This window comes from Lactobacillus sp. YT155, assembly GCF_030504545.1.
Lineage (GTDB): Bacteria > Bacillota > Bacilli > Lactobacillales > Lactobacillaceae > BQUT01.
Map to the genome: position 1 here is coordinate 120,880 of NZ_JAUKWP010000004.1, position 24,157 is coordinate 145,036.

The 24,157-nt window shown below is 35.1% G+C and carries 20 protein-coding genes; 1 reads left to right on the forward strand and 19 read right to left on the reverse strand.

Features of this window, described 5'->3' with window-relative positions; genetic code table 11:
- Positions 1-3: 3 nt before the first annotated feature.
- The 5 genes from Q2T76_RS05885 to Q2T76_RS05905 form a co-directional block, all read right to left on the reverse strand.
- A complete protein-coding gene (locus Q2T76_RS05885) occupies positions 4-1,371 on the reverse strand; it encodes a HAMP domain-containing histidine kinase (protein WP_302084603.1) in 1,368 nt (455 codons plus the stop codon).
- Positions 1,372-1,454: 83 nt separating this feature from the next.
- The gene (locus Q2T76_RS05890) at positions 1,455-2,138 is read right to left on the reverse strand and encodes a response regulator transcription factor (RefSeq protein ID WP_302084604.1); all 684 of its coding nucleotides are present in this window, start codon (positions 2,136-2,138) and stop codon (positions 1,455-1,457) included.
- Positions 2,139-2,285: 147 nt separating this feature from the next.
- Positions 2,286-6,512 carry a SpaA isopeptide-forming pilin-related protein gene (locus Q2T76_RS05895; RefSeq protein ID WP_302084605.1) on the reverse strand — a complete coding sequence of 1,409 codons (4,227 nt, stop codon included), beginning with the start codon at positions 6,510-6,512 and terminating at the stop codon, positions 2,286-2,288.
- A 105-nt stretch (positions 6,513-6,617) separates the two neighbouring features.
- The gene (locus Q2T76_RS05900; RefSeq protein ID WP_302084606.1) at positions 6,618-9,923 is read right to left on the reverse strand and encodes an LPXTG cell wall anchor domain-containing protein; all 3,306 of its coding nucleotides are present in this window, start codon (positions 9,921-9,923) and stop codon (positions 6,618-6,620) included.
- A gap of 166 nt (positions 9,924-10,089) precedes the next feature.
- Positions 10,090-13,425, reverse strand: a complete 3,336-nt coding sequence (locus tag Q2T76_RS05905; RefSeq protein ID WP_302084607.1) for an LPXTG cell wall anchor domain-containing protein — start codon at positions 13,423-13,425, stop codon at positions 10,090-10,092.
- Positions 13,426-13,666: 241 nt separating this feature from the next.
- On the opposite strand from Q2T76_RS05905, the gene Q2T76_RS05910 reads away from it, so the two are divergent.
- Positions 13,667-14,893, forward strand: a complete 1,227-nt coding sequence (locus Q2T76_RS05910; RefSeq protein WP_302084608.1) for an aminopeptidase — start codon at positions 13,667-13,669, stop codon at positions 14,891-14,893.
- 34 nt (positions 14,894-14,927) lie between these two features.
- Here Q2T76_RS05910 and Q2T76_RS05915 read toward each other — a convergent pair whose 3' ends face one another.
- From Q2T76_RS05915 to infC, 14 genes are all read right to left on the reverse strand, one after another.
- Entirely contained in the window at positions 14,928-15,458 is a 531-nt protein-coding gene (locus tag Q2T76_RS05915; protein WP_302084609.1) for a hypothetical protein, read from the reverse strand.
- A gap of 72 nt (positions 15,459-15,530) precedes the next feature.
- Entirely contained in the window at positions 15,531-16,952 is a 1,422-nt protein-coding gene (gene gndA, locus Q2T76_RS05920; RefSeq protein WP_302084610.1) for an NADP-dependent phosphogluconate dehydrogenase, read from the reverse strand.
- Positions 16,953-17,011: 59 nt separating this feature from the next.
- Positions 17,012-17,554, reverse strand: a complete 543-nt coding sequence (locus Q2T76_RS05925) for a DUF177 domain-containing protein (protein ID WP_302084611.1) — start codon at positions 17,552-17,554, stop codon at positions 17,012-17,014.
- Positions 17,555-17,556: 2 nt separating this feature from the next.
- The gene (locus Q2T76_RS05930) at positions 17,557-18,663 is read right to left on the reverse strand and encodes a nucleotidyltransferase (RefSeq protein ID WP_302084612.1); all 1,107 of its coding nucleotides are present in this window, start codon (positions 18,661-18,663) and stop codon (positions 17,557-17,559) included.
- A 10-nt stretch (positions 18,664-18,673) separates the two neighbouring features.
- A complete protein-coding gene (locus Q2T76_RS05935) occupies positions 18,674-19,402 on the reverse strand; it encodes a class I SAM-dependent methyltransferase (protein ID WP_302084613.1) in 729 nt (242 codons plus the stop codon).
- Positions 19,402-19,758, reverse strand: a complete 357-nt coding sequence (gene rsfS, locus Q2T76_RS05940; protein ID WP_302084614.1) for a ribosome silencing factor — start codon at positions 19,756-19,758, stop codon at positions 19,402-19,404. The genes Q2T76_RS05935 and rsfS overlap by 1 nt, the downstream gene beginning before the upstream one ends.
- The gene (gene yqeK / locus Q2T76_RS05945) at positions 19,759-20,349 is read right to left on the reverse strand and encodes a bis(5'-nucleosyl)-tetraphosphatase (symmetrical) YqeK (RefSeq protein WP_302084615.1); all 591 of its coding nucleotides are present in this window, start codon (positions 20,347-20,349) and stop codon (positions 19,759-19,761) included.
- Positions 20,336-20,971, reverse strand: a complete 636-nt coding sequence (locus tag Q2T76_RS05950; protein ID WP_302084616.1) for a nicotinate-nucleotide adenylyltransferase — start codon at positions 20,969-20,971, stop codon at positions 20,336-20,338. The genes yqeK and Q2T76_RS05950 overlap by 14 nt, the downstream gene beginning before the upstream one ends.
- A gap of 12 nt (positions 20,972-20,983) precedes the next feature.
- On the reverse strand, positions 20,984-21,301 hold the full coding sequence (locus tag Q2T76_RS05955) for a YhbY family RNA-binding protein (protein ID WP_302084617.1): 318 nt from the start codon (positions 21,299-21,301) through the stop codon (positions 20,984-20,986).
- Positions 21,301-22,416: a ribosome biogenesis GTPase YqeH gene (gene yqeH, locus Q2T76_RS05960; protein WP_302084618.1), complete on the reverse strand. Its 1,116-nt coding sequence runs from the start codon at positions 22,414-22,416 to the stop codon at positions 21,301-21,303. The genes Q2T76_RS05955 and yqeH overlap by 1 nt, the downstream gene beginning before the upstream one ends.
- The gene (locus Q2T76_RS05965) at positions 22,417-22,935 is read right to left on the reverse strand and encodes a YqeG family HAD IIIA-type phosphatase (protein WP_302084619.1); all 519 of its coding nucleotides are present in this window, start codon (positions 22,933-22,935) and stop codon (positions 22,417-22,419) included. It abuts the gene before it with no gap.
- Positions 22,936-23,005: 70 nt separating this feature from the next.
- The gene (rplT, locus tag Q2T76_RS05970; protein ID WP_302084620.1) at positions 23,006-23,362 is read right to left on the reverse strand and encodes a 50S ribosomal protein L20; all 357 of its coding nucleotides are present in this window, start codon (positions 23,360-23,362) and stop codon (positions 23,006-23,008) included.
- Positions 23,363-23,419: 57 nt separating this feature from the next.
- Complete coding sequence (gene rpmI / locus Q2T76_RS05975; protein WP_302084621.1) at positions 23,420-23,620, reverse strand: 50S ribosomal protein L35; 201 nt, start codon at positions 23,618-23,620, stop codon at positions 23,420-23,422.
- Positions 23,621-23,652: 32 nt separating this feature from the next.
- Positions 23,653-24,153: a translation initiation factor IF-3 gene (gene infC / locus Q2T76_RS05980; protein ID WP_302084622.1), complete on the reverse strand. Its 501-nt coding sequence runs from the start codon at positions 24,151-24,153 to the stop codon at positions 23,653-23,655.
- Positions 24,154-24,157 lie beyond the last annotated feature (4 nt).

Sequence of the window (24,157 nt, forward strand, 5' to 3'; positions counted from 1 at the left end):
TGACTAATCTTTTTTTGTTACGATTGGTAATTCAATTTTAAAGACTGAGCCAGAACCGACAATACTTTCAACGTACATAAAGCCTTTGTAGTTCTTAACCAGTTGTTTAGCAATTGGCAATCCCAATCCAGTACCTCCACTTGCTCGTGAACGGTCCTTATCAGCACGATAGAACCGATTGAAAATCTTTTCTTGGTTCTCAGTCGAAATTCCCACTCCGAAGTCTTGAACGGCAATTTCAAGATAATTTTCACTTCGAGAAACTGACATATAGATTTCTTTTTTATCATCAGAATACTTGGTAGCATTATCCATCAAGATAATAATTATTTGTTCTAGATGACTGCGATAAATCTTTACCTGCGCATCTTCACGAACATCATAATCCAGAGTTATTTTGAAGTCAGGATGAAGAGTTTTAAAATCATTATATATTTGTAAGATGATTGGTTTAGCATCTGTAACTTCGTCTGCATATTTATTCTCATCTTGTTCAAGTCTAGTTAAATCTAGCATTTCTTGAATCATATGCTTCATTCGACTGACTTCTTGTAAGGAAGATTGTAAGGACTCCTCTAGCACTTCTGGATCATCTTTACCCCAGCGATTCAAGAGTTGTAAATGCCCTTCTAGCACAGCAACTGGTGTCCTCAACTCATGTGACACATCTTGAACAAATTCTTTTTGTTGATTGGTATATTGTTGTAAACGATCAAGCATTGAGTTGAATTGCTCGGCAACATCACTTAGTTCGTCATTTTGTTTTTGCTTTGGAATACGAACTTCTGATTCTGGCGACTCATTAATTGACTTAATAGTTTTTGAAATCATTCTAATTCTTCTAAGCACAAGACCAACTAGAACATATCCCGCAAAAATACTTGCTACTAACACAAAGAACGCATTTGGTAATAACTTACTCAACAGACTATTAATTGTTTCATGATAGATATGGATGTTGTTATAAATTGACACATATCCAATAATTTTGCCTGTTTGTTTTGACTTAATTGGTGCAGTACCAACTAGGCCTTTCAACCGATTATTTTTATGCTGTTCTTTAATAGTTAGCTCGGAAGTTTTTTCAATGGGGATATTGTAATTCTTAGTTTCATAAAGCTGCTTATTATTAACGTCAGCAATGACAATTTGTAGGTCATTTCTCTTGAGTTGATCCACCAAGGTATCTTTATAGCTATTCTTAGTATCTACTAGGATACGGTTTTTGACGGTTTCTTTATTCAGAGGTTGATTATATTCTTCAAACCGACTTATCGTAGCATCGACAGCATTTTTTACCGTCACCTGTTCATTCTTCATCATCGTATGACTGACAAAGTAAAAATTAGTCACGGCAAAAATAACATACATAAAAAAAACTACGATTGTAATAAAAAAAGTCCACTTAAATCTTAAAGAAATTCGCGGTCTTTTTTTTGTTTCCTTCTCATCCATTATTTCATCACGTATCCACTTCCGCGAACTGTTTGAATGTAGCTAATTTCACCGGGCTTATCAATTTTGTTTCTAACATATTTGATATAAACGTCGATTACATTAGTCTCTTCATTACCTTCTTCACCCCAAACATCATCAAGTAATGTTTGACGATTCAAGACAGTTCCCTGATTTTCCATCAAAGTCTTCAATAACTCAAACTCACGCTTAGTTAATTCAATAATTTCACCACCACGTCTTACAGTTCGAGTATCTTTTTCAATTTCTAAATCTTTGTAAGTAAGGATTTGATCCGAATTAAGTTTCTTTTCGTCATCTAAGTCAATTCGTCTTAATAATGCACGTAATCTTGCTAATAGTTCTTCAATCGCAAATGGCTTCACTATATAGTCATCAGCCCCATGATCTAGTCCTGATACTCGATCAATAATTGAATCACGGGCAGTCATCATGATAATTGGCGTGTCTTTTTCTTGGCGAACACGACGGCATACTTCGATTCCGTTTAGTTCTGGTAACATCAAGTCTAATAAGATGGCATCGTAATCACCATCAAGAGCGGCATTGAGCCCAGCACGTCCATCGAATTCAACATGAGTCTCATAGTTCTCATGTTGTAACTCCAATTCCACGAAACGAGCCATATTTTTTTCGTCTTCAATTATTAAAATTTTTGCCATACGGATTTCCTCATTAACGAATAATTTATTTTGAATCTATAAGACTGATACTTCAAGGTTTGTATCTCAAAAATTATTTTATCACACGATAGTGCAATTGTCCTATTCCATTAAAAAAAGCTTTCAAAATTGAAAGCTTTTTAATAATCAGATATCTTTACTAATTCTTTTATAGAATGAAAAGTAAAATGCAGTGGTAATAGTCATCAAACCTAGCATACTTACAAGTATTTCTTCAATAAGATTTTCACCTGTTTGAGGAAGATGTTTATGTTTAGTAGCTTTTTTAGTTACACCACCGGGCACAGTGCTCTGTCCTTTATCATGGTTAGAATTAGAATTATTATTTCCTTCATTACCATTATTGCCACTATTGTTTTCATCTTTTAAATCTTGAACAGTGATTTCACTCGTCTTATTAGCAGTCACACTTGTTTTGTATGTTTGAGTATTAATTTTGTAACCTGTTGGTGCTTTGGTTTCTTTAATAGTAACCTCTCCAACTGGCAAATTATTAGCTATCACTTCACCATTATTAGTTGTTATTAGTTGATAGGTCTTGCCGTTCACGTCAGTCAATTCAAATTCTGCATTGGCTAATTTTTGATGTGTTTGACTATCAACTTTAATAATTTTGACACTACCAGTTTGTTCAGGAATGTCTTTTTTATGGTCTTCAACCGTAATTAGTTTAGGACTTTCGTCATCGCTACTAATCGTAATTGTTTGCTCTTTAGCTATCTCATAACCAGTTGGCGCTTTAGTTTCTACTAGTTGATAAGTTCCAAAATCAACATTTTCAAAGAGCAGTTGACCATTACTATCGGTTTTATCTGATTGAACAGTTTTTCCATCTTGATCTTTCAAAGTAAATTCGGCATCGGCTAATTTCAAACTATGATTATCAGCATCAACTTTTTCAATTTTGAAAGTTCCTTTTTGTTCCGGTACAACAACTTTTTTGTCAGTGACAGTTTGAGTGGTTACCGTGTCTTTAGAAACAGTAATCGTATATTTTTCAGAATTAAGTTCATATCCAGCAGGAGCGCTAATTTCTTCAAGTGTATATTCACCGACTGGTAAACTATCAAATTTCAAAGTTCCTGTTGCATCAGTGACACCGGTATATTCTTGATTATCGGCTGAAGTTAATTTGAAGCCTGCATCTGGTAAGAACATGGTTGCATTAGTATCATCAACCTTTTTAATTTCTAAACCACCAAATTCTTGCGTAACTTCTTGTTGGTCTTTCACAATTTGAGTTGTGGTTTGACCATCCTCTACGGTAACGGTGTATTCAGCAGTATCTAACTTGTATCCTGTTGGCGCTTTAGTTTCAACTAACTTATATTCGCCAACTGGTAAATTACTAAAATTAATTTCTCCGTTACTATCAGTAGTTCCGGTGTATTCCTTATTATCGGCACTAGTTAACTTGAATTCTGCATTTGCTAGCAGTTTAGATGAATCTAGTTCATCTTGTTTAATAACTTTGATACTTCCTTGTTTATCGGGAATTACTGGATCTTCTCCTGTTGTTCCAATAAGTGCGGTATCTGATTCAACAGGAGCTTGAATACTTCCGTTCTCATCAGTTGCCTTGGCAGCAAAAGTGTTTCCAGAAATCATATCTTTACTGTAATCAACACCTTCTGGTGTCACAGCATGTGCAGTCATGGTAATGCTCTTACCTTGTTGTAAAACAAATGAGTCGTCACCTTTAATGCGAATCATCGTCACTTTTGACCAATCACTAACTTGACTAGCATCGACCCAGTTGGAATCTAAATCAGAATCAATACTATCTTTAGGGGTATCAGTAGAATAATATACTTTTACATTATCTGGAATATCAGTTACTGGTCCAGATAATTGCATAGGAAATTGTGAGCCACGCTCTTTATCCTCAGTAATCATATGATCATCTTTAGTTGGTAAAACATCAACAGAATCTAGTTGATTAAAGTCACTGTGAAGACTGTAGTTAGCAATCTTTAATTTGTACTTATAGGCTTCACCAGGTGCACTGGCAACTTTACCAGTGTCTTCTACCCAATTGTCTTCGTTTTCTTTTGAAACCATCTTAATAACTGTCAAACGAGCAGCTGGTTCATAGTCAAAAGTTCCGGCTGTATGAACATACCCATCTACATAATCGGTGTCATCATACAAACCATAATTGGTGGCAGTTTTTTTATTTGGCACTTTATATCCTTGTTGATCAACTTGAGTATAGTCATAAGTCGATTTGTCATTATCTAAGATTAAGAATGCTTCGCCATTAACCTTGCCACGGTCCAACGCCTTGGTAGCAGTAATAGGAATGGTATAGCTTAATGTTGTGGTTAAGAAATTCCCATCATCTTGGTCAACTGGTTTGGCATTTTTCTTAGATGATGAAATTTGATCATTAGTAATATCACCAATAATCGCAGTTTTTCCAGAGTTCTTATAATTGTTAATTACTTGTAAATTCTTAAGGTTCTTAACTTGATCCATTTTTGAATCATCTAGTTTAACTCCTGGGTTGAACAAGAAAGCCACTTTAGCATTCTTCAAGTTAGGATCTTTCAACATTTGCGCATTGTACACATCGAAATTCGTGGTGGCATTGATAGTTCCACCAGATAATAATTGTCCTTCGCTATAAGTTAGATTCTTAGCCGTAATATGAGGAAGAACCTTATAAAGGTTAACTCCTGGTGTTTCTTCATAAGTCATTCGATCTGGGTCACCATCATCATAAGAAATTGTAGCTTTGTTTCTAAAATAATAATCTATCAATTCCTCAGGTTGAATTTGTTCATTACGCATTTTGTCTGTGATACTAACACTATTATTGGTTGAATCACCAGTTATTTGAAGATAAAAGAAGGCACTTTTATCATCGGAATTAAATACAGCAGGATTAGTAAATTTTAGCTCAATTTTTTTGACACCTTTTAAATCCTTGTTGAAAGTAACGTTGTATCTTAAATCTACGTTTTGTTTAACTTCGGTTGTATCGTCTTCATAAGTGACAGTGAAAGTATTTTCATTTAACCCCATATCGACAATCATTTGTTGATATGCATTCCTTGAGATCTCATCATTGATGAAGGCAATTCGGTCATAGACTTGTCCATAACCTTTTAACATTTCGTCATTATTTGTTGTTCCTTCATAATCAGCTGAAGCCTCTACATCAGGTTGTGGCTCATCAACAATTGAAGTTACTTTGGTTTTAATTACTTTAATGGGATCAATTTCTTGACCGTCGGGATTAGCCGGGTAAATTTTATCTAAAAGTCTAATCTTAGTTGCTGGCAAAAACCAATTATCGGTCCAATATCTATTGTCACGTTCAGCTTTAACAGTGAAGAAGTTCTTCCCTAATCCATGGATTAATTGTTCGTCTGGGTGTAATAAAATACTTCCCGAACCAGAATCAAAGACCTCATCTGGTTGACCAACTGGATTGTAAGAAATGTCAATTGCATGCTTAACATCAGTAGTTACACCTTTTTCAGCAATCAATGGGATATTCATTGATTCAAAACTATGAACTCCGTTAGCATCTGGTTTGTTCAAATATGTAGCTGTATGAGTTGCATCATCAAAAGTCCATGAACCATCATTAGCTGATTCATCAAACTTGAAACCAGCTTCCAATTTTATCTTCACTTCATAATCTCTAACATCGATAATAGTTTTCCAATTACTAGATGTTGAAAAACCAAACCATACAAAGCTTTTACGGCCATCTGGAGAACCATACCAAGCATTCTTAATTGTGTAGTCTTTGTTTAATTTCTTGTCACTGTCAACATCATCTTTGGAGATATCTTCCTCGAAATCTTGGATAGATGGTGTTGGCATAATTGGTTTATATCGTAAGTCCAAACTACCACCATTACTCAAGATTGTTCCATCTTTATCGTAAGTTTTGTCGATAATGGATTTAAGAATTGTTTGCGGTTTGACATCTTTTCGAACATGAACCTTGAAAGGAATACTTAACTCAGTTCCTGACTTCAATCCTTGATACCAATATTTAATTTGATATGTAGTATCTGTTTCGCCAATTTCTGATTTAGCGACTTGGGCATCAGTAGTTAAATCATTAGCAGTTGGTTTATCATAGTAAGCTTTTGGTAAATCAATAATTGAATATACACCTTCAGAAATGGAAACATTAGGTTTAATGGTTAAGTTCTCAAACACTGCTTTAGTGTCCCCAGGTTTCACATCAACAGTGTCACTATTACCAAGAACAGGTTTACTACTTAAAATCTCTTCTGCTTTGGTATTAGCATTAGCAATTGCAATACCTGATTGTAAAAAAGTGCTTAAAGTAATAATCAGGATGGCAAAAAGCGTTTTAATCTTATTCATAACTTTCCTCCACATTCACGCATTATTAATAACTCAGTAGACTGTCCACTCGTAATACTATTTTGGGCGCAAAAAAAGCTTTCAAATTATGAAAGCTTTTCTTACCTAGTCTTCTTTTTTATTTCTTCTTGCCTTAACAACAAAGTAACCAATCAATCCTAAAAGAATTAATCCTACTATTGTTAAGATGCTTGCATTTCTAATGTTTTCACCAGTTCTTGGAAGTGACTTCTTCGAATTGGATTTTGTAGTTGTTGACTTGCTTGATGAATTATTTGATGAATCACCAGTTCCTGGTTTATTTGGAGTACCAGGATCAGTTGGCGTATTTTTATCAACAACTTTAACAGTTTGTTTATATGGTTCGATTACTTGTGAATCATTTGCAGCAAAAGCAAATGAATTATGAGCAAGTGTTCCTGTCTTAGCAGTTTCAGGAACTTTCATGTTAAAACCAATCTTCATATCAGCCCCACTTACCCAAGTTTGACCAGCTTTTAACTCAAGTTTGAATGACTTGATTGATGACCAGTCTTTAACTTCACTAGCACTCATCCATTTAGCATCTTCAGCACCAGGTGCGTCAGCTAATTTTTGAGCTGATGATGGATAAACTGTATCTTTGTCCAAAATGCCAGCTTTTTTAGGATTATTACTTGTTGAATACAAGACGTTAACTTTGTCATTCCAACTCTTAGATAGACTGATTGGACCTGTCAAAGTCATATTAAATTGTGAATCACGGTTTTCGTTAGTAGTAATTGCTAAGTCATTTACGTTAGGAAGAGTGTCCATCAATACCATGTTATTCAAGGCATCTTCAGAAGTATTCTTCAATAGCAATTCGTATTTAGCAACACTACCAGCTGATTTTTCAACAATTTTATTCTTACCATCAATAGTATTAGTTACAGATAAGACACTAGATTTGTCAAAGTGATAATCACGACCAGAGTAGAACATTGGTTTATCTGTTCCACCACCGTTGATGTTATCTTTATCAACATCTTTTTGAGTATCAGTGATAGTTGGTGTTCCTTGAATATCAGGAACTTTATATTTATCAGTTGGTACAAAACTATAAACCATGATTTCTGGATCACTAGATGTCTTAGCTGATACATTGACATTGAAAGTTGCATTTGAAGTTTGGTCAACAGTCAAGTACTCATCTGAATAAGTAATCTTAACTAATGTTTGACCAGTACCTTTATAATTATCAGTTACTTCCTCAGCAATCTTGTATCCGTCAATATTACCTGTAAATGTAACACCTTTTGGAAGCAAGACATAACTAACTAGTGGACCAGTAACATCATTTTTTGATTCTTTAGTATTTTGAATAGCTGCAGTTACTGTGTTAGGACCTTCGGTCAAGGTCTTTGAGCCATCAGGCAAAGTAGCTAGTTGATCAAATTGAACACCAGTTTTTAGACGACGATCAACACCTTCAACAGGTTTGATAATTTCAGCACCTTGAGGACCTGATTTTGGAGAGAACGTTTTTCCATTTCCAACATTATGCCAATCATATTCACTACCATTCCAAGCTACATATTCATTGGATTCTTTATCAATATTAACTCCTCGGAAAGTATAGTACATGCTGTTTTCAACGTGACCAACATATCCTTTTTTAGGTGTCATATTAAATTGCAATACTTGACTAGCAAATATACCAGCCGGAACTTGATTATCTTGATATGCGCCATCAGGATTGTCAACACGACCTTGACCAACATCACCATCGACATTGTTTTCATAAAAGTCGCCCACACCATTTTCGTCTCCAGAAACAGTATGTGTTTTATCTTTATCCCATAAATCTTTTAGAACAGTTCCTTTAGCATAATGGAAATGAAGCAATACTTCTTTTACATGTTTGCCGGCCGGAATTCCTAATTGATCTGCTGTTAACCAAGTAGCTTTAGGCGCATCAGCAATTAATAAATGCCAATTATTCTTATGGGCTTCTTTATAAGGAACAGTTTCTCCAGTATTTGGATTGATAGGAGATGCTTTTTCATTAGAATATGTAACTGGTGTATCATCAGCATCTTCATCGTAACGAACACTAATTGAGTAGTGAACTGCATTTTTCAATGGAGTATTTTTGCTTCCCACACTAGGATTTGGAAAATATGCAAAATCACCAGTGAAGAATTTTTTAATATTCAAATTAGGGTCAATTTTGTAATGAATACTATAAGCCATAAAATCTGTGGATGGACTGTTGGCCCAAAGTGAAGTTGGTAAGAATGCAAATCCTAAGGTAGCTTCATCATCAACAGATATATCAGGAAATTCTCCTGATTTAAGAAGAGCATTTCCGTTACCGTCTATTGGTCCATAATGTGGTCCAGTGAATCCACCACCATTTACATCGGGTGGTAATGAACTAGGATCTGATTGAGAAATTGTTATTTTCCCATCGATTGGATCTGGAGCAAATGTTTGCCCATCATTAAATGTTGCTTCGACAGACAATGTATTAGTTGCTGTCTTGAAGACACTAGCAACATCATTTTTTACATGGATTTTCATACTTAAGTCACTAGTGAAGAAACTTCCTTCATTAGTAATTTGTTCTGGAATTGAAGGAGCAGTTAGTTCCCAAGTCAAAGTATTTCCATCAACTGTTGGTTTAGGAGCATCAGAATTTGCCATGTCGACATACTCTAACATTGGATCAATTTTATAAGTAACCTTGATCTTTGATCCTGGCTTCAAGAAAATTGAACCATCAACTTTTTTAGGAGCACCAACTGTCACATTCCAAAGAATGTTGTCGTCAATTGCAGGGTTATTATGATAAGTATCTGATCCTTCATCGTTATCATAAATTGATTTGAATCTATTAACGGTTGAAAGACTCTTTGATCCTTTAATTACAGTACTTCCGTCAGTTTTTACATCAACAGGTCCTTTAGTACTATCTGCGGTCATTTCACCAGATATTTTAATTGGAGTCTCTTCAGCAAAACCACCGTTAACCGTTGTAAGACGGAGAACTGCCTTATTAACTTGACCTGCTTCTAACTTATCGAAATGCCAAGTTAAAAGACCTTTGTCTGAGTCATATTTTGGTGCAACTTCATTTATTTTCAATGCATCTAATGATTGATTAAATGAAACGTACTCTTGTTTTGGTAATTGAACTTTTAAATCTACATTACTTAGTCTTGTATTAGCTCCGGTAGCTTTCAAATAAATATTGAAATTAGCTGTTTGACCAGCACTAACCGAAGTATTTTGTGCATCAATTGAAAAATCTCCCTGGAAATTTCCTGTTGGGAAATCTGTCACAATTGCATCATGATTGGCAATAGCAGATATTGGTGCCGCTTGAATAAGCGCTTGCCCCAACAGCAATACCACGCCGCCAGCATAAACAAACTTCTTTATTTTCATATTATTTCCCCTTTTAACACTATACGAACTTATATTTTTCCCTGGACCCCTTATTTATTAACTACATAATATAATTAACAATTCACATTATATAGCCTGTCAATTATTCGTGCAAGTGTTACTTATGGGCATATAAAAAAAGCCTTCTCACAGAAGGCTTTTTAAACTAGTTCTTTTTGTTTTTTCTATTCTTAACTACAAAGTAGATGATTGCAGCTAGAATAATCAAACCTACAACAGTTAGAATTGTTGCATTTCGAATATCTTCGCCAGTTCTTGGCAATGATTTCTTAACTGTCTTAGTTTCAACTTTTTCTTTTGGAGCAGTTGGTTTAATTGGTTCTGGGTCAGCTGGTGCCGTTGGATCTTTTGTGGTAACAGTTTGTTTATATGGTTCAATAACTTGTGAAGAGTTTGCAGCAATTGCAAATGAGTTACTTGCCACTAACCCAGCAGTACTACTTTCAGCAGCAGGTATTGGTTTGGCTGGATCAGTTGAAGCAGCTTGAGCTTGTTTCTTTTCAGCCGTTTCAATTTTTGCAGGAACTTTTAGTTTAAAGTCAATCTTCATCTTCGAACCACTTACCCAAGTACTGTTATCTTTCAATTCAATCTTGAATGACTTAATTGTTGACCAATCTTTCACATCTTTAGCATCTACCCAAGTTGCATCTTCAGCACCTGGTGCATCAGCTAATTTTTGAGCAGATGATGGATAGACTGTATTCTTGTCTAAGATACCAGCTTTTTTAGGATTGTTGCTGGTTGAGTAAGTAACATTCACTTTGTCTTTCCAATCTGCTGATAATGTGATTGGTCCATCCAAAGTCATATTGAATTGTGAGCCACGTGCTTCATTGGTGGTGATTGATAAGTCACCAACATTTGGCAAAGTATCCATCAAAATCAAATCCTGAAGATCTTCATCAGAAGTGTTCTTCATTGAAATTGAATAAGCAGCTTTTTGCCCAGGAGCTTTTTTAGCTCCGCCATTAGTCACGCCATCAACAGATGTGCTGACAGCTAACGAACTTGATTTATCAAAGTGATAATCTCTTCCGGAAGTGAACATTGGTTTGTCAGTTCCTTTACCGTTCATGTTATCAGTGTCTTTTTCCTTAACAGTATCGGTAATTACAGGACTACCCTCAATCTTAGGTACATCAAATCCTTCAGTATTCACAAAACTGTAAATGTTAATTTGTGGGCTGGCTACAGCAGACTTAGTAACATTTACATTGAACTTAGTCGAAATAGAAGTGTTTGGTGAAAGTCCATAATCAGAGTTATATCTATGACTTACCTTAACCAAACTTCTACCTGTTGACTTATAGTTTTGAGAAACTAATTCTGTTTCAGTACTTCCAGCAACGTTACCAGTGTATTCAACTCCCTTAGGAAGTAATACATAACTTACTAGAGGACTTGGAGCACTTTGTTTAGATGTTGCGGTATTAGTGATTGATGCTGTAACAGTGTTCTTACCTTCAATCAGATTCTTAGTACCATCTGGTAGAACAGTTAAGTTATCAAATTGAACACCCGTTGTCAGAACTCGGTTAGTACCTTCACTAGGTTTTACAATTTCAGCTTTTTGAGGACCGGATCTAGCTGCCCATACTGGGTAACTGTTATTCCAATCATATTCACTACCAACCGAATAAATATAATTATCATCGGCAGCCCCACGATTATTCATGTACATGCTGTTTTGAACAGTTCCAATGTAGCCTTTCTTAACGCTCATATTGAAGTGCAAAACAGTGTTGGCTGAAATTCCAGCAGGTGCCCAGTTATTGATATAACCGTAGTCACCTTGACTTTCTTTTCCTTGCCCAAAATCACCAATTGTATCAGATTCGTAGTAGTCGGTTAGACCACCCTCATCTCCAGTAGCAATATGTGTAGTTCCATCATATGCCTTAATGGCAGTTCCTTTAGCAGGATGAAAATGAAGCATAACTTCTTTAACATGCTTACCAGCTGGAATATTAAGGTCCTTAGCTGAAAGCCAAGTCCCTTGCGGAACATCAGCTATTAAAGTATGCCAATTATTTTTATGTGCATCAGCATAACTAACTGACTCGCCAGTGACAGGATCTGAGTTGCCTTTACCACTCACATAAGTACTAGGTGCATCGTCTTCATCTTCATCATATCTAACGTTAAATGAATAGTGAGGCTGATTCTTCAACGGTGTATTTTTACTACCAACAGTTGAACTTGGATGATAAACAAATTTCCCAGTATAAAAACTCTTAATGTTCAAATTTGGATCAATCTTGTAGTGAACTGTATAGGCTTGGAAATCAAACCATGCACTAGTATTCCAAAGTGATCCAGGCAAGAACGCAAAGCCTAAAGTAGCTTCATCAGTTACCGAAATATCTGGAAACTCTGAAGTTCCACCGGTAGAACCATTGTCATCAATCGGTCCATAGTGAGGCGAAGTATAACCACCACCACTAACAAGAGGTGGCAAGGTATCTGGATTAGATTGTGAAATGGTAATCTTTCCATCAAGTGCCTCTGGAGTCATCGTTGTACCATCATTAAACTCAGCAGTTATGCTGAGAGTATTGATAGCATCTTTGAAAACATTTGTCTTATCATTGGTAACAAATAACTTCATACTTAAGTTTTGTTCCATAAATGATGGATTAGCCATTTGTTCGGCAATTGATGGTGCTTTTAGTGTCCATGTCAAAGTATGTTTATCACTAGAAAGTGTTGGCTGTGGTAATGTTTCATTTTCCATTGAAATATACTCTAACTTACTATCAAGAACATAAGTTACTTTAATATCTGAACCTGGTTTTAAGAAAACTGATCCTTCAACTTTCTTAGGAGCACCTACACTGGCATTCCAAAGAATTGTATCACCAATAGCTGGATTAGTATGATATCCAACTGTACCTGGATCGTTATTGTAAATTGATTTTACTTTGTTAACTAATGAAAGGTTCTTAGTTGAATTAACTGTGACTACGTCCCCAGTTGTCGCTTCAATCTTTCCATTAGTACTATCAGCGGTTAACTTACCTTTAATCGTTAGTTCAGAACCGTTATTAAATCCACCGTTAACTGTGGTTAACTTCAGAACAGTCTTGTTAACTTGACCAGCTACTAATTCATCGAAGTGATATTTTAATACCTTCTTAGTAGCATCATATTTTGGTTCAACACCTGAAATCTTCAAATCCTTAGTAGCTTGACTCAAGGTCACATAAGGATTGTCAGGTAACTGAATTTCCAAATCAACATTTGTCAATTTAGTATTGGCACCTGTTGACTTCAAATACAAACTGAAATTGGCAGTTTGTCCTGCACTTACAGTTTTACTTTGTGCGTCAATTGTAAAATCACCTTGGAAGTTTCCTGTGGGAAATGCCGTAGGTGTAATTGAATTATCCGACTGTGCAATTACTGGAGCAACTGACATAGCCAATTGTCCCGCAAGCAAAAAAGAACTTGCTAATATAGCTAGTTTTTTGTACTTCATATTCTTATTCCTCCCTCTAACACATAAGTAAATATAAATTAATTACATTATTTATGTATCTTTATAGTAACATAATTTTTAAAGATATTTCTAATATTTTCCAATTTTTTATATTAATAATATATACCATTAATATATGTATTAAATTAGATATAATATATAAATATTAGAAGAAATCAATCCGACTTCCTTATTTTTTTATGATATTATCAATAGAATAACTATTTTGGAGGTTTTGCTTATGGAATTACTAAAACAACTAGAAAAATATGCCGCTTTAATAGCTAAGGTCGGTATTAATGTTCAACCCGGTGACACTGTTGCACTAAGAGTAGCAGCTGATCAAGTCGAACTGACACGTTGTCTGGTAGCTGCTTGTTACGATTTAGGAGCAGCTGAAGTGGATATTGCTTATAACGATGATCTAGTAACACGTTTGAACTTAGAACATGAGGAATTCGATCGTCTAAAAGATTTCCCTCCTCATCGAAAAGCTCAATTCCAATATTGGCTTGATAAGAATGCAAAAATGATTTCTGTTATCTCCAGTGATCCAGATAATCTCAACGGAATTGATCACAAACGTATCTCTACTTATCAAGAAGCTGGCAACGTTGCTATGAACGCAGTTCGTCAGGCAACTCAAGCAAGTAAGAACAGTTGGATTGTGGTTGCTGCAGCTAGTCCCGCTTGGGCTAAGTTGGTCTTTCCAAATGATGATGCAGATACTGCAACTCAAAAACTCTGGGAAGAAATTTTCAAAACCACTCGTGTCGACCAAGAAGACCCTATTAAAGCATGGGAAATTCATGCAAAAAATCTTCAAGAAAGAGCTGATCTATTAAACAAAACTCAATACAAAGAATTGCATTACACAGCTTCAGGAACTGATTTAACAATTGGCTTACCCGAAAATCATGTCTGGCTTGGTGGTTACAATATGAGTTCAGATGGTCGCCCATTCATGCCTAATATGCCAACTGAAGAAGTTTTCACCGCTGCTAATTCAGCAAACATTAATGGCTATGTGATTTCAACGAAACCATTAAGTCATGCTGGTGTTACTATCTTGGATATCAAATTAACCTTCAAAGATGGAAAAGTTGTTGAAGGTACAGCTTCACAAGGAAATGATGTTCTACAAACAATTCTAAAAACTGATGAAGGTGCCAAAAGTCTAGGTGAAGTTGCTCTAGTCCCTGATCCTTCACCAATATCACAATCAGGCTTAGTATTTTATAACACATTATTTGACGAAAATGCCTCGAATCACTTAGCTTTAGGCTCAGCCTATGCCTTTTCAATTGAAGGCGGTACGCAAATGTCTGAAGATGAACTTGCTAAAGCAGGATTGAATCGTAGTAAAACTCATGTCGATTTCATGATTGGTTCTAGCCAAATGAATATTGACGGAATAACTAAAGATGGTCAAGCCGAACCAGTATTTAGAAATGGTGATTGGGCATAAAAAAAAAGCAGGAAAATATCCTGCTTTTTTTATTTTATCTTTTATCAACTACCACTTGAAAATCGGTTACTTTGTTTACTTCACTAAAGAACTCGTGAAAGTCTTTGTGACTGACATCTAATCTTTCAAACTCAATTACTGGTTTTGATAGTTGTACAGACACTCCATCTTCGATACGATTTGATTTTTCAGGTATTTTAGCAAAATTTATCGTAACTTTATTTGTTCCATTACCCCACCATAATACATGGATGTCTTTAATTTCGTTCAGTGCTAGTTTATAAACAACACTTTCATCCGGTAAAGGATAGTATTCTAACTCGGCACTATTTAGCTTCATAATTGTTTTTCCAGTTTTACCAGAGTTCCCGGTAAATAATGCAATATTACCAATTATTATCGCCATGCCGGCCATTCCAACAACTGTATAGGATAGAATTGGATTTCCTCTAGTCATATAATATCCAAATCCTAAAAGTGCAGCACAGGTTACCACTAGCCCTACACTATTCAGCCATTTAATCCCACCATTATCTCTTTTTAAAGTATATATTTCTTCGTGCATCTTCATTCCTCCCCAAAGGTACTTAAAATATAGCATAAAAAAAGAACGATTTTACTCGTTCTTTAATAATAATTATTGTTCTTCATACCATGTATAGTGATAAATTCCTTCTTTATCAGTTCTCTCATAGGTATGAGCACCGAAATAATCACGTTGTGCTTGGATTAAGTTAGCTGGTAAAACTTCACTACGATATGAATCGTAGTATGATACAGCAGCCATAAATCCAGGAACAGGCACACCAGCTTTAACAGCATAAGCAATTACATCCCTAACTGAATCTTGATATTTCTTACAAATATCAATGAAGTAGTTATCTAATAATAGATTATCTAAATCTGGTTTCTTGTCATATGCATCGGTAATCTTTTGTAAGAATTGAGCACGAATTATACATCCTTCACGCCAAATTGAAGCAATCTTACCAAATTCAAGGTTCCAATCATAATTCTTCGAAGCCGCATCCATTTGAGCAAATCCTTGAGCATAACTCATAATTTTACTGAAGTAGAGCGCTTCACGAATTTTTTCAACGAATTCATTTTTGTCAAAGTCATTACTGTGAGCAGCTGGCTTAGGCAAAATCTTACTTGCTGCCACACGTTGATCTTTATAAGTTGAAATATAACGAGCGTAGACAGCTTCTGTAATTAGTGATTGTGGAACTCCTAGTTCAAGAGCACTTTGTGAACTCCATTTACCAGTTCCTTTATTACCAGCCTTGTCCAAAATCTTGTTAACGATATAATCATCGCTACCTTCATCATCACGACGTTTAAGAATATCAGCGGTAATTTCTACTAAGTAACTTGAAAGTTCGCCATCATTCCATTCAGTAAAGATGTCTGAGATTTGGTCTAAATCACCATCAAAAACTTCAGCCAGTAAGGAATAACTTTCGGCAATTAATTGCATATCGCCGTATTCAATACCGTTATGAACCATTTTGACATAGTGACCAGCACCATTAGGTCCGATATAAGTTACACATGGTTTACCGTCTTCAGCTTTAGCTGACATCTGTTCAAGAATTGGCGCCACCAAATCGTAAGCTTCTTTTTGTCCACCTGGCATCATTGAAGGACCATGCAAGGCACCTAATTCACCACCAGAAACTCCCATACCAATGAAGTTAATTCCTGACTTGTCCAATTCAGCATTTCTTCTAATAGTGTCTTCAAAGAAGGTATTTCCACCATCAATTAAAACATCACCCTTGTCTAGAAGTGGCAATAATTCATTGATAACAGCATCAGTACCTTTACCAGCTTGAACCATCATAATAATACGACGAGGTTTTTCGAGTGATTCAACAAAATCCTCAATCTTGTAACTAGGAACTAATTTCTTTTCACTGTGTTCTTTAACAACAGTCTCTGTCTTTGAGGCTGTACGGTTATATATCGCAACTGTATAGCCGCGACTTTCAATATTTAAGGCTAGGTTTTTACCCATAACAGCCATACCAATTACACCAATTTGTGGTTTGTTCATTCTAAATAACGCCTCCATTTAATCAATATGATAATGATACCAAAAACAACGATTATTTGTTAATCTTTGTCTTCTTTAAATAAACCTTTTAACTTAGCAAATTCAGGATTTGGTTTTGGTTTTTCTACTTCTTCAATATACTCGTCTTCAGAAATAACTTGCCAATCTTGACCCTCGGGCATACTGTCAGACTCTTTTTCTTCATCAGTTAATACTCGCTCAGGAATTGAAAGTAGAACATTATCGGCAGTAGCTTGTTCCAAGTTAATACCTTCTTCTTCAAGCTCCATAATAATTTCTTGATCGTCAATTTCTAATTCAGCGGTTGGATCTTCTGGATAGGCCTCAGTCACATGTTCCTTAATTTTGATATCAACTGGTTCAAGACTTCTTGTTGAAGGAACCGTGATAGTTGTTTCAATATCAAAATCTGTATACCAAAGACCCTTATCGAAGAATAAGTGACCTTTTAGCGTTGTTGGTTTTGCATCTAAAACACGGTCATCTCTTTTTTGTAACTGATCTTTTAAATCAAGTGTCTCATTGATTTCAAGGGGACGATTTTTAAATTTTTGTAATTCATCTAATTTCCATGTAAGCATGTTTATTTTATTTCTGGCTTTCTTTTAAAATTTTGATCTGTCTTTGAAAATAAGCTATAAATTTCATCAACTTTTATTTGCAATGCCATAATACCATTTTTCAAACCATCATTCTTACCGACTTTAGTAATAATCGGCAATTGTGAATCATGATTAATCTGGTTCAACCATTTCTGTCCGTGTTGATTGAATCCGAGAATATGAATGAAATTCTTAGCAATTCTTACGTCTGACTTCTTCACATTCAAAACGATATACAACAACAATCTTCGCAATCTAGCATAGGTATAACGTTTAGATTTAATTTTTTCTAGTAATTCTTCTTGACTATCAGTATTCGAAATCTCTTGTTTAATTTTATTCTCAAGTCCTTCATTCATCTGATAAATCTCTGCTAGTTCTTCAAGAGAGCTAGCAGTTATTTGATACTTGAGTAACTTGAAATAATCACTTTGAATGTAATTACCACTTATTTCAGGTACAAATTGTTCTATCGACTCATTGTTTGCCAGCTTCATTCGTAATTGACTTGCACTAGCAAAATTATTGCTTACTTGTTTAGCATCATGTGCCACTTCTACTCGCTTAATAGCAGTTGGCGTGATCGCAAAGTTATGTTTTTTAATTTGTAAAACATAATTCAGCCCTAACATTTGATTAGGGTTGGTTACTTTTATTCCCAATTGTGTGTAAAAGTCATTAATTTGATTAGCATAAGATTGCGAGTAATCACCAAAATTGCCACTAGCTTCATGTTTCAAAATTTCATTAGCTGCTTGTTCATAATCAAAATCTGGATCTTCTGTACCGAATACTAAATCTGTACAGCCTAATGAATTCAAGATTTCAATTGCCCCTTGAGCAAAAATATCTGCTGAAGCTACTGCATATTGAAATGGTAGTTCAACAATCAAGTCAACGCCCATTTCTAGCGCTACTTGAGTTCGATCCCACTTATCAAAGCTAGCAAATTCACCTCGTTGAACAAAGTTTCCCGACATGACGACAATCAAAAAATCAGGTTGCAATTGCTCTTTAACCTGATCAATTAAATATTTGTGACCATTATGTAATGGATTAAACTCCGCAACTATCCCACAAATTTTCATGTTTTATCCTTTACTTACTACACTCAAAGAACCAACGAGTACTTGATTCATTAACTTCTTCATTACCAAAATCACTGGTTACTTTGACATCCTTAAACCCAGCTTTTTTTAAGCATTTTAGATAAACTTCTAATTCATATGTTCTTTCTTTATGGAGTTCTTCACTAACATCATAAGCCTGTTTGTCTTCATTCCAATCAAAGAAAGTTAAATCATGTTCAATACTATGTGGAACTTCACCTTCATAACTACTCCACATAAATGCAGAATTTTCATTCTTGAAGTTATACATGTAACCAGGAAATACTTCGTCCATCTGATATAACGAATGAGCATCAAACAAGTATTTCCCATTATCAGTTAAATGTTCATATGCCTGATTAAAAGCCAATTGAAGCTGTTTTTTATCACTTAAATAACAGATTGAATCATCGAAACAAGTAATTGTATCGAAAGTTCCCATTGGTGATAAATCTAACATATTTAACTGAGCTAACTCGAAGTACTCATTATTTGCTTCGATTTTTTTAGCGGCAATTTCGAGCATTTCAATTGATAAGTCCGTGGCCGTCACTTCATAGCCGGCTTTCTTTAATAAAATTGCCAAATCACCAGTGCCACAGGCTAATTCTAATAAAGTCGATTTTTGACTTCTTTGTTGAACATAGTTCGACCATTTTTCATACAAAGAATCATCCATCAACTCATTATATATTTCGGCAAATTTTGCGTAAATCATTAGGCTTCAATCCACTTAGCTGTATCAACTTCTTTGGCATCAGCCCAGAGTTTTTCTAAGTTATAAAAGTCACGTTCTTCGTTCAAGAAAACATGAACGATTACGTCATTGACGTCCATTAGAATCCAGCTAGAATCTTTTTTACCTTCGATGTGTCCAACGGAACCACCATTTTCTTCAATTTTATCTTGAATTTCATCTACAATCGCACCAACTTGACGAGTTGATGAAGCATCCATAATGACAAAATAATCCGCCACAATCGAAAGTTCTGAAATATCTAGAACTTTAATATTGTTAGCATGTTTGTCATCGGCTGCTTTGACGATGATTTCAGTTAATTCGTTTGAATTCAATTAATTATCCTCCACTACCCATTGATTATAACTGTCCAAAATCTTAGGATAGATCTTTTTCTTATTTGTAATTAGATATTCTAAAGTATGCTTGATTTCAAATGCCATAGCATTATCCAGAGATGTTCTCGCTAGTTTTCTAGCCTCATCTACTTCAGGAAAATCACGAGCATCTTCAATAAAGTCAGCAATAAAAACAATTTTATCAATATCAGTCATGTACGGATCAGCGACTGTATGTTTACGAATGGCATTTAAAATTATTTCATCATGAATATTTAATTCATCCGCAATTATTTCGGCACCGACAATTCCATGCCAAATTCCGTTACCATATTCGACAAGTTCTGGATTTAGATGTTTTTGCTTAATTGTTTCAATAAATTTAGCATCTGGCATTTGCTTGCAATAGTCATGAAGTAATCCGGCAATACTAGCACGACTCACATCAGCTACAAATAGCTCTGCCAATTGAACTGCCTTTGCTTCAACTCGCAAACAGTGATTGAAACGCTTCTCATCCAGATTCTTTTGCAGTTGCTCAATAAAGAAATCTCGATCATAACTAGCTAAACTATCATACTTGTCCATCAGTGTATAATCCTTCTTTTTTAATATAGTCTTCAACTTCTGCAGGAACTAAATACTTCACAGTGTGTCCTGAAGTAAGTCGCTTCCGAATGTCAGTTGAACTAATATTCATGACTGGTGAGTTCACCCAGATAACTGGATAAGGTGTATCTTTTTCATACCCCGGGCGACAAACTCCCACAAAATCCACTAGCTTAACTAATTCGTCAATTTTGTTCCAAGTTGGTAGGTATTCCACCATGTCACCACCAATTATAAAATAAAAATCGGTGTTTTGATTAGCTTCTTTCAACAGTTTCATCGTTTCATAAGTATAACTGACACCACCACGGTTAATCTCCGTTAAATCCAGCTGAAACCTAGGATTATCTTCAATCGCTAAGCGAATCATTTCCACTCGATGCATGGGTGCGATGGCATCTTTTTTGTCGACATGAGGTGGAATATTATCCGGCATGAACCAAATTTCATCTAATGATAATTGATCCAAAACTTGTTGAGCCATCACTAAATGAGCGATATGGATTGGATTAAAAGTACCACCAAGAATTCCAACTCGTTTTTTTGAATCATTCTTCAATTCTTTAACTTGAATTTGTTCATCAGTAATAATTTTGGACATCGATAAAACCTCTTATCTCAAACTATCTAGCTCCACTGATATCTTCCGATTACTTTCTTTAGGAGCTTTTTTATACAAAATCACCTTACTACCAATTACTTGAACAACTTTGATTGCTGGATCAAAATCTCTTAAAATTTCAGTGATTTCATCACCAGTTACTTCAGTATTTTGTAAAAGACTTATCTTAATTAACTCTCTTTTATCAATTAACTGAACTAATTGTTCTAGAGCAGTTTCGGTCAATCCCATTTTACCAATTTGCATAATTGGTTTCATAGTTTGCGCTTTGCTCATCAAAAATTTTCTTTGTTTTGTTTTAAAATTCATTAAACGATTGCCTTTCTAATTGTAACTTCGACACCTTTAGGTGCATATGCTTTAATCGTCACATTGGCCGGTAATGTTACCCAACCAAGACCGGAAATAACAATGTCGGATTTTTCTTTAGTAGTAAACTTAAACATCTGCATCGCTGGTAAACTATCTTTGTCATAAGGTGGAGTCAGGATATCACCTAAATGTTTATGATAGAAATCATCAGCATTTTCAAGTTTTGTCCGATGAATCAGCAGATTGTTATCGGCATAAATAATCGCATTAGTTTTTACATCTTGTACGAAATCAATTCGGAAAAGTCCGGCAATAAATAATGTTTGTAACCCTCTTAATTGATAAACTTTTGGTTTGATTTCAGAATTTGGAGTAACTTCCTTTAGCTCTTTTTCATTCAAGAAATGAGCTAATTGATAACTGTGAATAATTCCAGGAGTATCAATTAACATTGCTCCGTCATCTAAAGGAATTTCAATTCGATCTAAGGTTGTACCTGGAAAACGTGAAGTCGTCACCAGATTCTTAATTTTGGAACTCATTGAAATAATGGAATTTACTAGTGTCGATTTCCCAACGTTGGTAGTTCCGACGATATAAACGTCTTTATTTCCACGATATTGATTGATTAGAGCTAATAATTCATCAACATTAGTATTCTTCTTAGCAGAAATTAAAATCTCTGCTACGGGGTTTAATCCGTCTTTTTCAGCTTGTTGATGGAACCAACGTTTTAGCTTATCTCGTTTAACCGACTTAGGTAACAAGTCTTCTTTATTAGCTACCAAAATCATTTTGTTATTTCCAATAAAGCGATGAATTCCAGGAATAACTGAGCCATTGTAATCAAAAATATCGATTAAATTAACTACTAAAGCATCTTCATCACTGATTTTATTTAGAATACTCAAAAACTCGGAATCATCCATTTGAACATCCATAATGTCGTTGTAATTTCTCAAACGGAAACATCTTTGACAATATAGTTCTTCTTCTTTTGATTCCAAGTATTTGTTCAAAGTATTCTCTGGTAAATAACCAGCTTTGGTCTTATCAGTTGTTTGGAGCTTTGCACCGCAGCCGATGCAGTATAAATCTTGATTGTTAGTCAATTAGATTTTGTCCTTCCAAGTCGTTTTGTAAATTGATTGTATTAATTTTAAAATAGGACGTTCGAAAAATCTATTCACACGAGTTTTCTTCATATCAGTATCAGTTAGTGGTTTTACCAGAACTGTCTTAACTCCTGCTAAATTACCAGCAATAATATCAGTCATTAACTGATCACCTAAGAATAGCACGCGATTCTTTGAGACACTAGACATGCTCACAAAGTTTCTGATTGCAAAAGGTAGTGGTTTTTTAGCACGAGCAATAATCTTCACATTAAGTGAAGCTACTGCCTTATGAACACGAGTGTAGTTATTATTAGATACAATAACTAACTCAATATGATATTTCTCAAGTTCACTGACCCATCTCTTTAGCTCAGGAGTAATATCAGGTGAGTCCCAGGGTATTAAAGTATTATCTAAATCGCTTAAAATATGCGTGATCCCCATCAACTTTAATTTCTCTGGATTCAATTCGAACGTATTGTTAATCATATAAGTTGGTTTAAAAATTGCCATAATTGCCCTCATAACATAAGTAATAAAAAAACGTAATTTGGCATTCCAAATTACGTTTAACATTTGATGACTAAGCCAAAGCTTTTTTTGCAGTTTCTACTAAACTTGCAAATGCTGTTTCATCTGTGTATGCAAGGTCAGCTAGCATCTTACGGTTAATATCAACACCTGCTAGTTTTAATCCATGCATTAATTTGCTGTAACTGATGTCATTCATACGAGCTGCAGCGTTAATACGAGCAATCCATAATTTACGGAAGTCACGTTTTCTTTGACGACGATCACGGAATGCATAACGGTAAGAGTTCATAATTTGAGTATGAGCTGCTTTAAATTGAATATGTTTTGAACCGCGGTATCCTTTAGCTAATTTTAATGTCTTTTTACGACGTTTACGAGTTACTGTTCCACCTTTAACACGGGGCATAGTAATTCCCTCCTTATTGTTTCTTTATTATAAATCTAAGAATTTTTCGTTTTTGTATTATTTCATTTGTGTCAACATTTGTTTGATACGTTTCATATCGCTACTTGAAACCATTGCTGATTTTCTTAGTTGACGACGTTGCTTAACTGTCTTTCCGTGGAAACGGTGACTTGTAAATGCGTGGCTTCTTTTAAGACCACCATTTGCTGTTTTCTTGAAACGTTTTGCTGAAGCACGGTGTGTTTTTTGCTTAGGCATAAAAAATGACCTCCAATAATTTCATTTTGAATCTAATTTTTTTTGATCGGATCGAGCATCAAGAACATACTTCTTCCGTCCATCTTAGGTTTAGTAGTGACAGTTGCAATATCTTTAGTTGCTTCAGCCATCCGGTCAAGTACTTCTTTACCAATTTCTTTATGGGTAATAGCACGACCTTTGAATCTGATTGATACTTTAACTTTGTCGCCCTTCTCTAAGAATTTAACGGCGTTCTTCAATTTGAAGTCGAAATCGTTCTGTCCAATAGTAGGACTAACACGAACTTCTTTGACGTTGACAATCTTTTGTTTCTTTCGTGCCTCACGGTCTTTTTTCTGCATTTCGAAACGGTATTTACCGTAGTCCATGATACGAGCAACCGGTGGTTTGGCATTTGGTGAAACAAGAACGACGTCCAAATTGGATTTTTCTGCTAGTTCTAATGCTTCTGCTTTTGTCTTAACACCCAATTGATCTCCTGTTGCAGAAATCAGTCTTAATTCACGGGCACGAATATTATCGTTAACCATCAAA

Excerpts from the sequence above, each read along its gene's own strand:
- Q2T76_RS05885 (WP_302084603.1), bottom strand. The coding sequence starts at position 1,371 with ATGTATGTTATTTTTGCCGTGACTAATTTTTACTTTGTCAGTCATACG.
- Q2T76_RS05890 (WP_302084604.1), bottom strand. The coding sequence starts at position 2,138 with ATGGCAAAAATTTTAATAATTGAAGACGAAAAAAATATGGCTCGTTTC.
- Q2T76_RS05895 (WP_302084605.1), bottom strand. The coding sequence starts at position 6,512 with ATGAATAAGATTAAAACGCTTTTTGCCATCCTGATTATTACTTTAAGC.
- Q2T76_RS05900 (WP_302084606.1), bottom strand. The coding sequence starts at position 9,923 with ATGAAAATAAAGAAGTTTGTTTATGCTGGCGGCGTGGTATTGCTGTTG.
- Q2T76_RS05905 (WP_302084607.1), bottom strand. The coding sequence starts at position 13,425 with ATGAAGTACAAAAAACTAGCTATATTAGCAAGTTCTTTTTTGCTTGCG.
- Q2T76_RS05910 (WP_302084608.1), top strand. The coding sequence starts at position 13,667 with ATGGAATTACTAAAACAACTAGAAAAATATGCCGCTTTAATAGCTAAG.
- Q2T76_RS05915 (WP_302084609.1), bottom strand. The coding sequence starts at position 15,458 with ATGCACGAAGAAATATATACTTTAAAAAGAGATAATGGTGGGATTAAA.
- gndA (WP_302084610.1), bottom strand. The coding sequence starts at position 16,952 with ATGAACAAACCACAAATTGGTGTAATTGGTATGGCTGTTATGGGTAAA.
- Q2T76_RS05925 (WP_302084611.1), bottom strand. The coding sequence starts at position 17,554 with ATGCTTACATGGAAATTAGATGAATTACAAAAATTTAAAAATCGTCCC.
- Q2T76_RS05930 (WP_302084612.1), bottom strand. The coding sequence starts at position 18,663 with ATGAAAATTTGTGGGATAGTTGCGGAGTTTAATCCATTACATAATGGT.
- Q2T76_RS05935 (WP_302084613.1), bottom strand. The coding sequence starts at position 19,402 with ATGATTTACGCAAAATTTGCCGAAATATATAATGAGTTGATGGATGAT.
- yqeK (WP_302084615.1), bottom strand. The coding sequence starts at position 20,349 with ATGGACAAGTATGATAGTTTAGCTAGTTATGATCGAGATTTCTTTATT.
- Q2T76_RS05950 (WP_302084616.1), bottom strand. The coding sequence starts at position 20,971 with ATGTCCAAAATTATTACTGATGAACAAATTCAAGTTAAAGAATTGAAG.
- Q2T76_RS05955 (WP_302084617.1), bottom strand. The coding sequence starts at position 21,301 with ATGAATTTTAAAACAAAACAAAGAAAATTTTTGATGAGCAAAGCGCAA.
- Q2T76_RS05965 (WP_302084619.1), bottom strand. The coding sequence starts at position 22,935 with ATGGCAATTTTTAAACCAACTTATATGATTAACAATACGTTCGAATTG.
- rplT (WP_302084620.1), bottom strand. The coding sequence starts at position 23,362 with ATGCCCCGTGTTAAAGGTGGAACAGTAACTCGTAAACGTCGTAAAAAG.
- rpmI (WP_302084621.1), bottom strand. The coding sequence starts at position 23,620 with ATGCCTAAGCAAAAAACACACCGTGCTTCAGCAAAACGTTTCAAGAAA.
- infC (WP_302084622.1), bottom strand. The coding sequence starts at position 24,153 with ATGGTTAACGATAATATTCGTGCCCGTGAATTAAGACTGATTTCTGCA.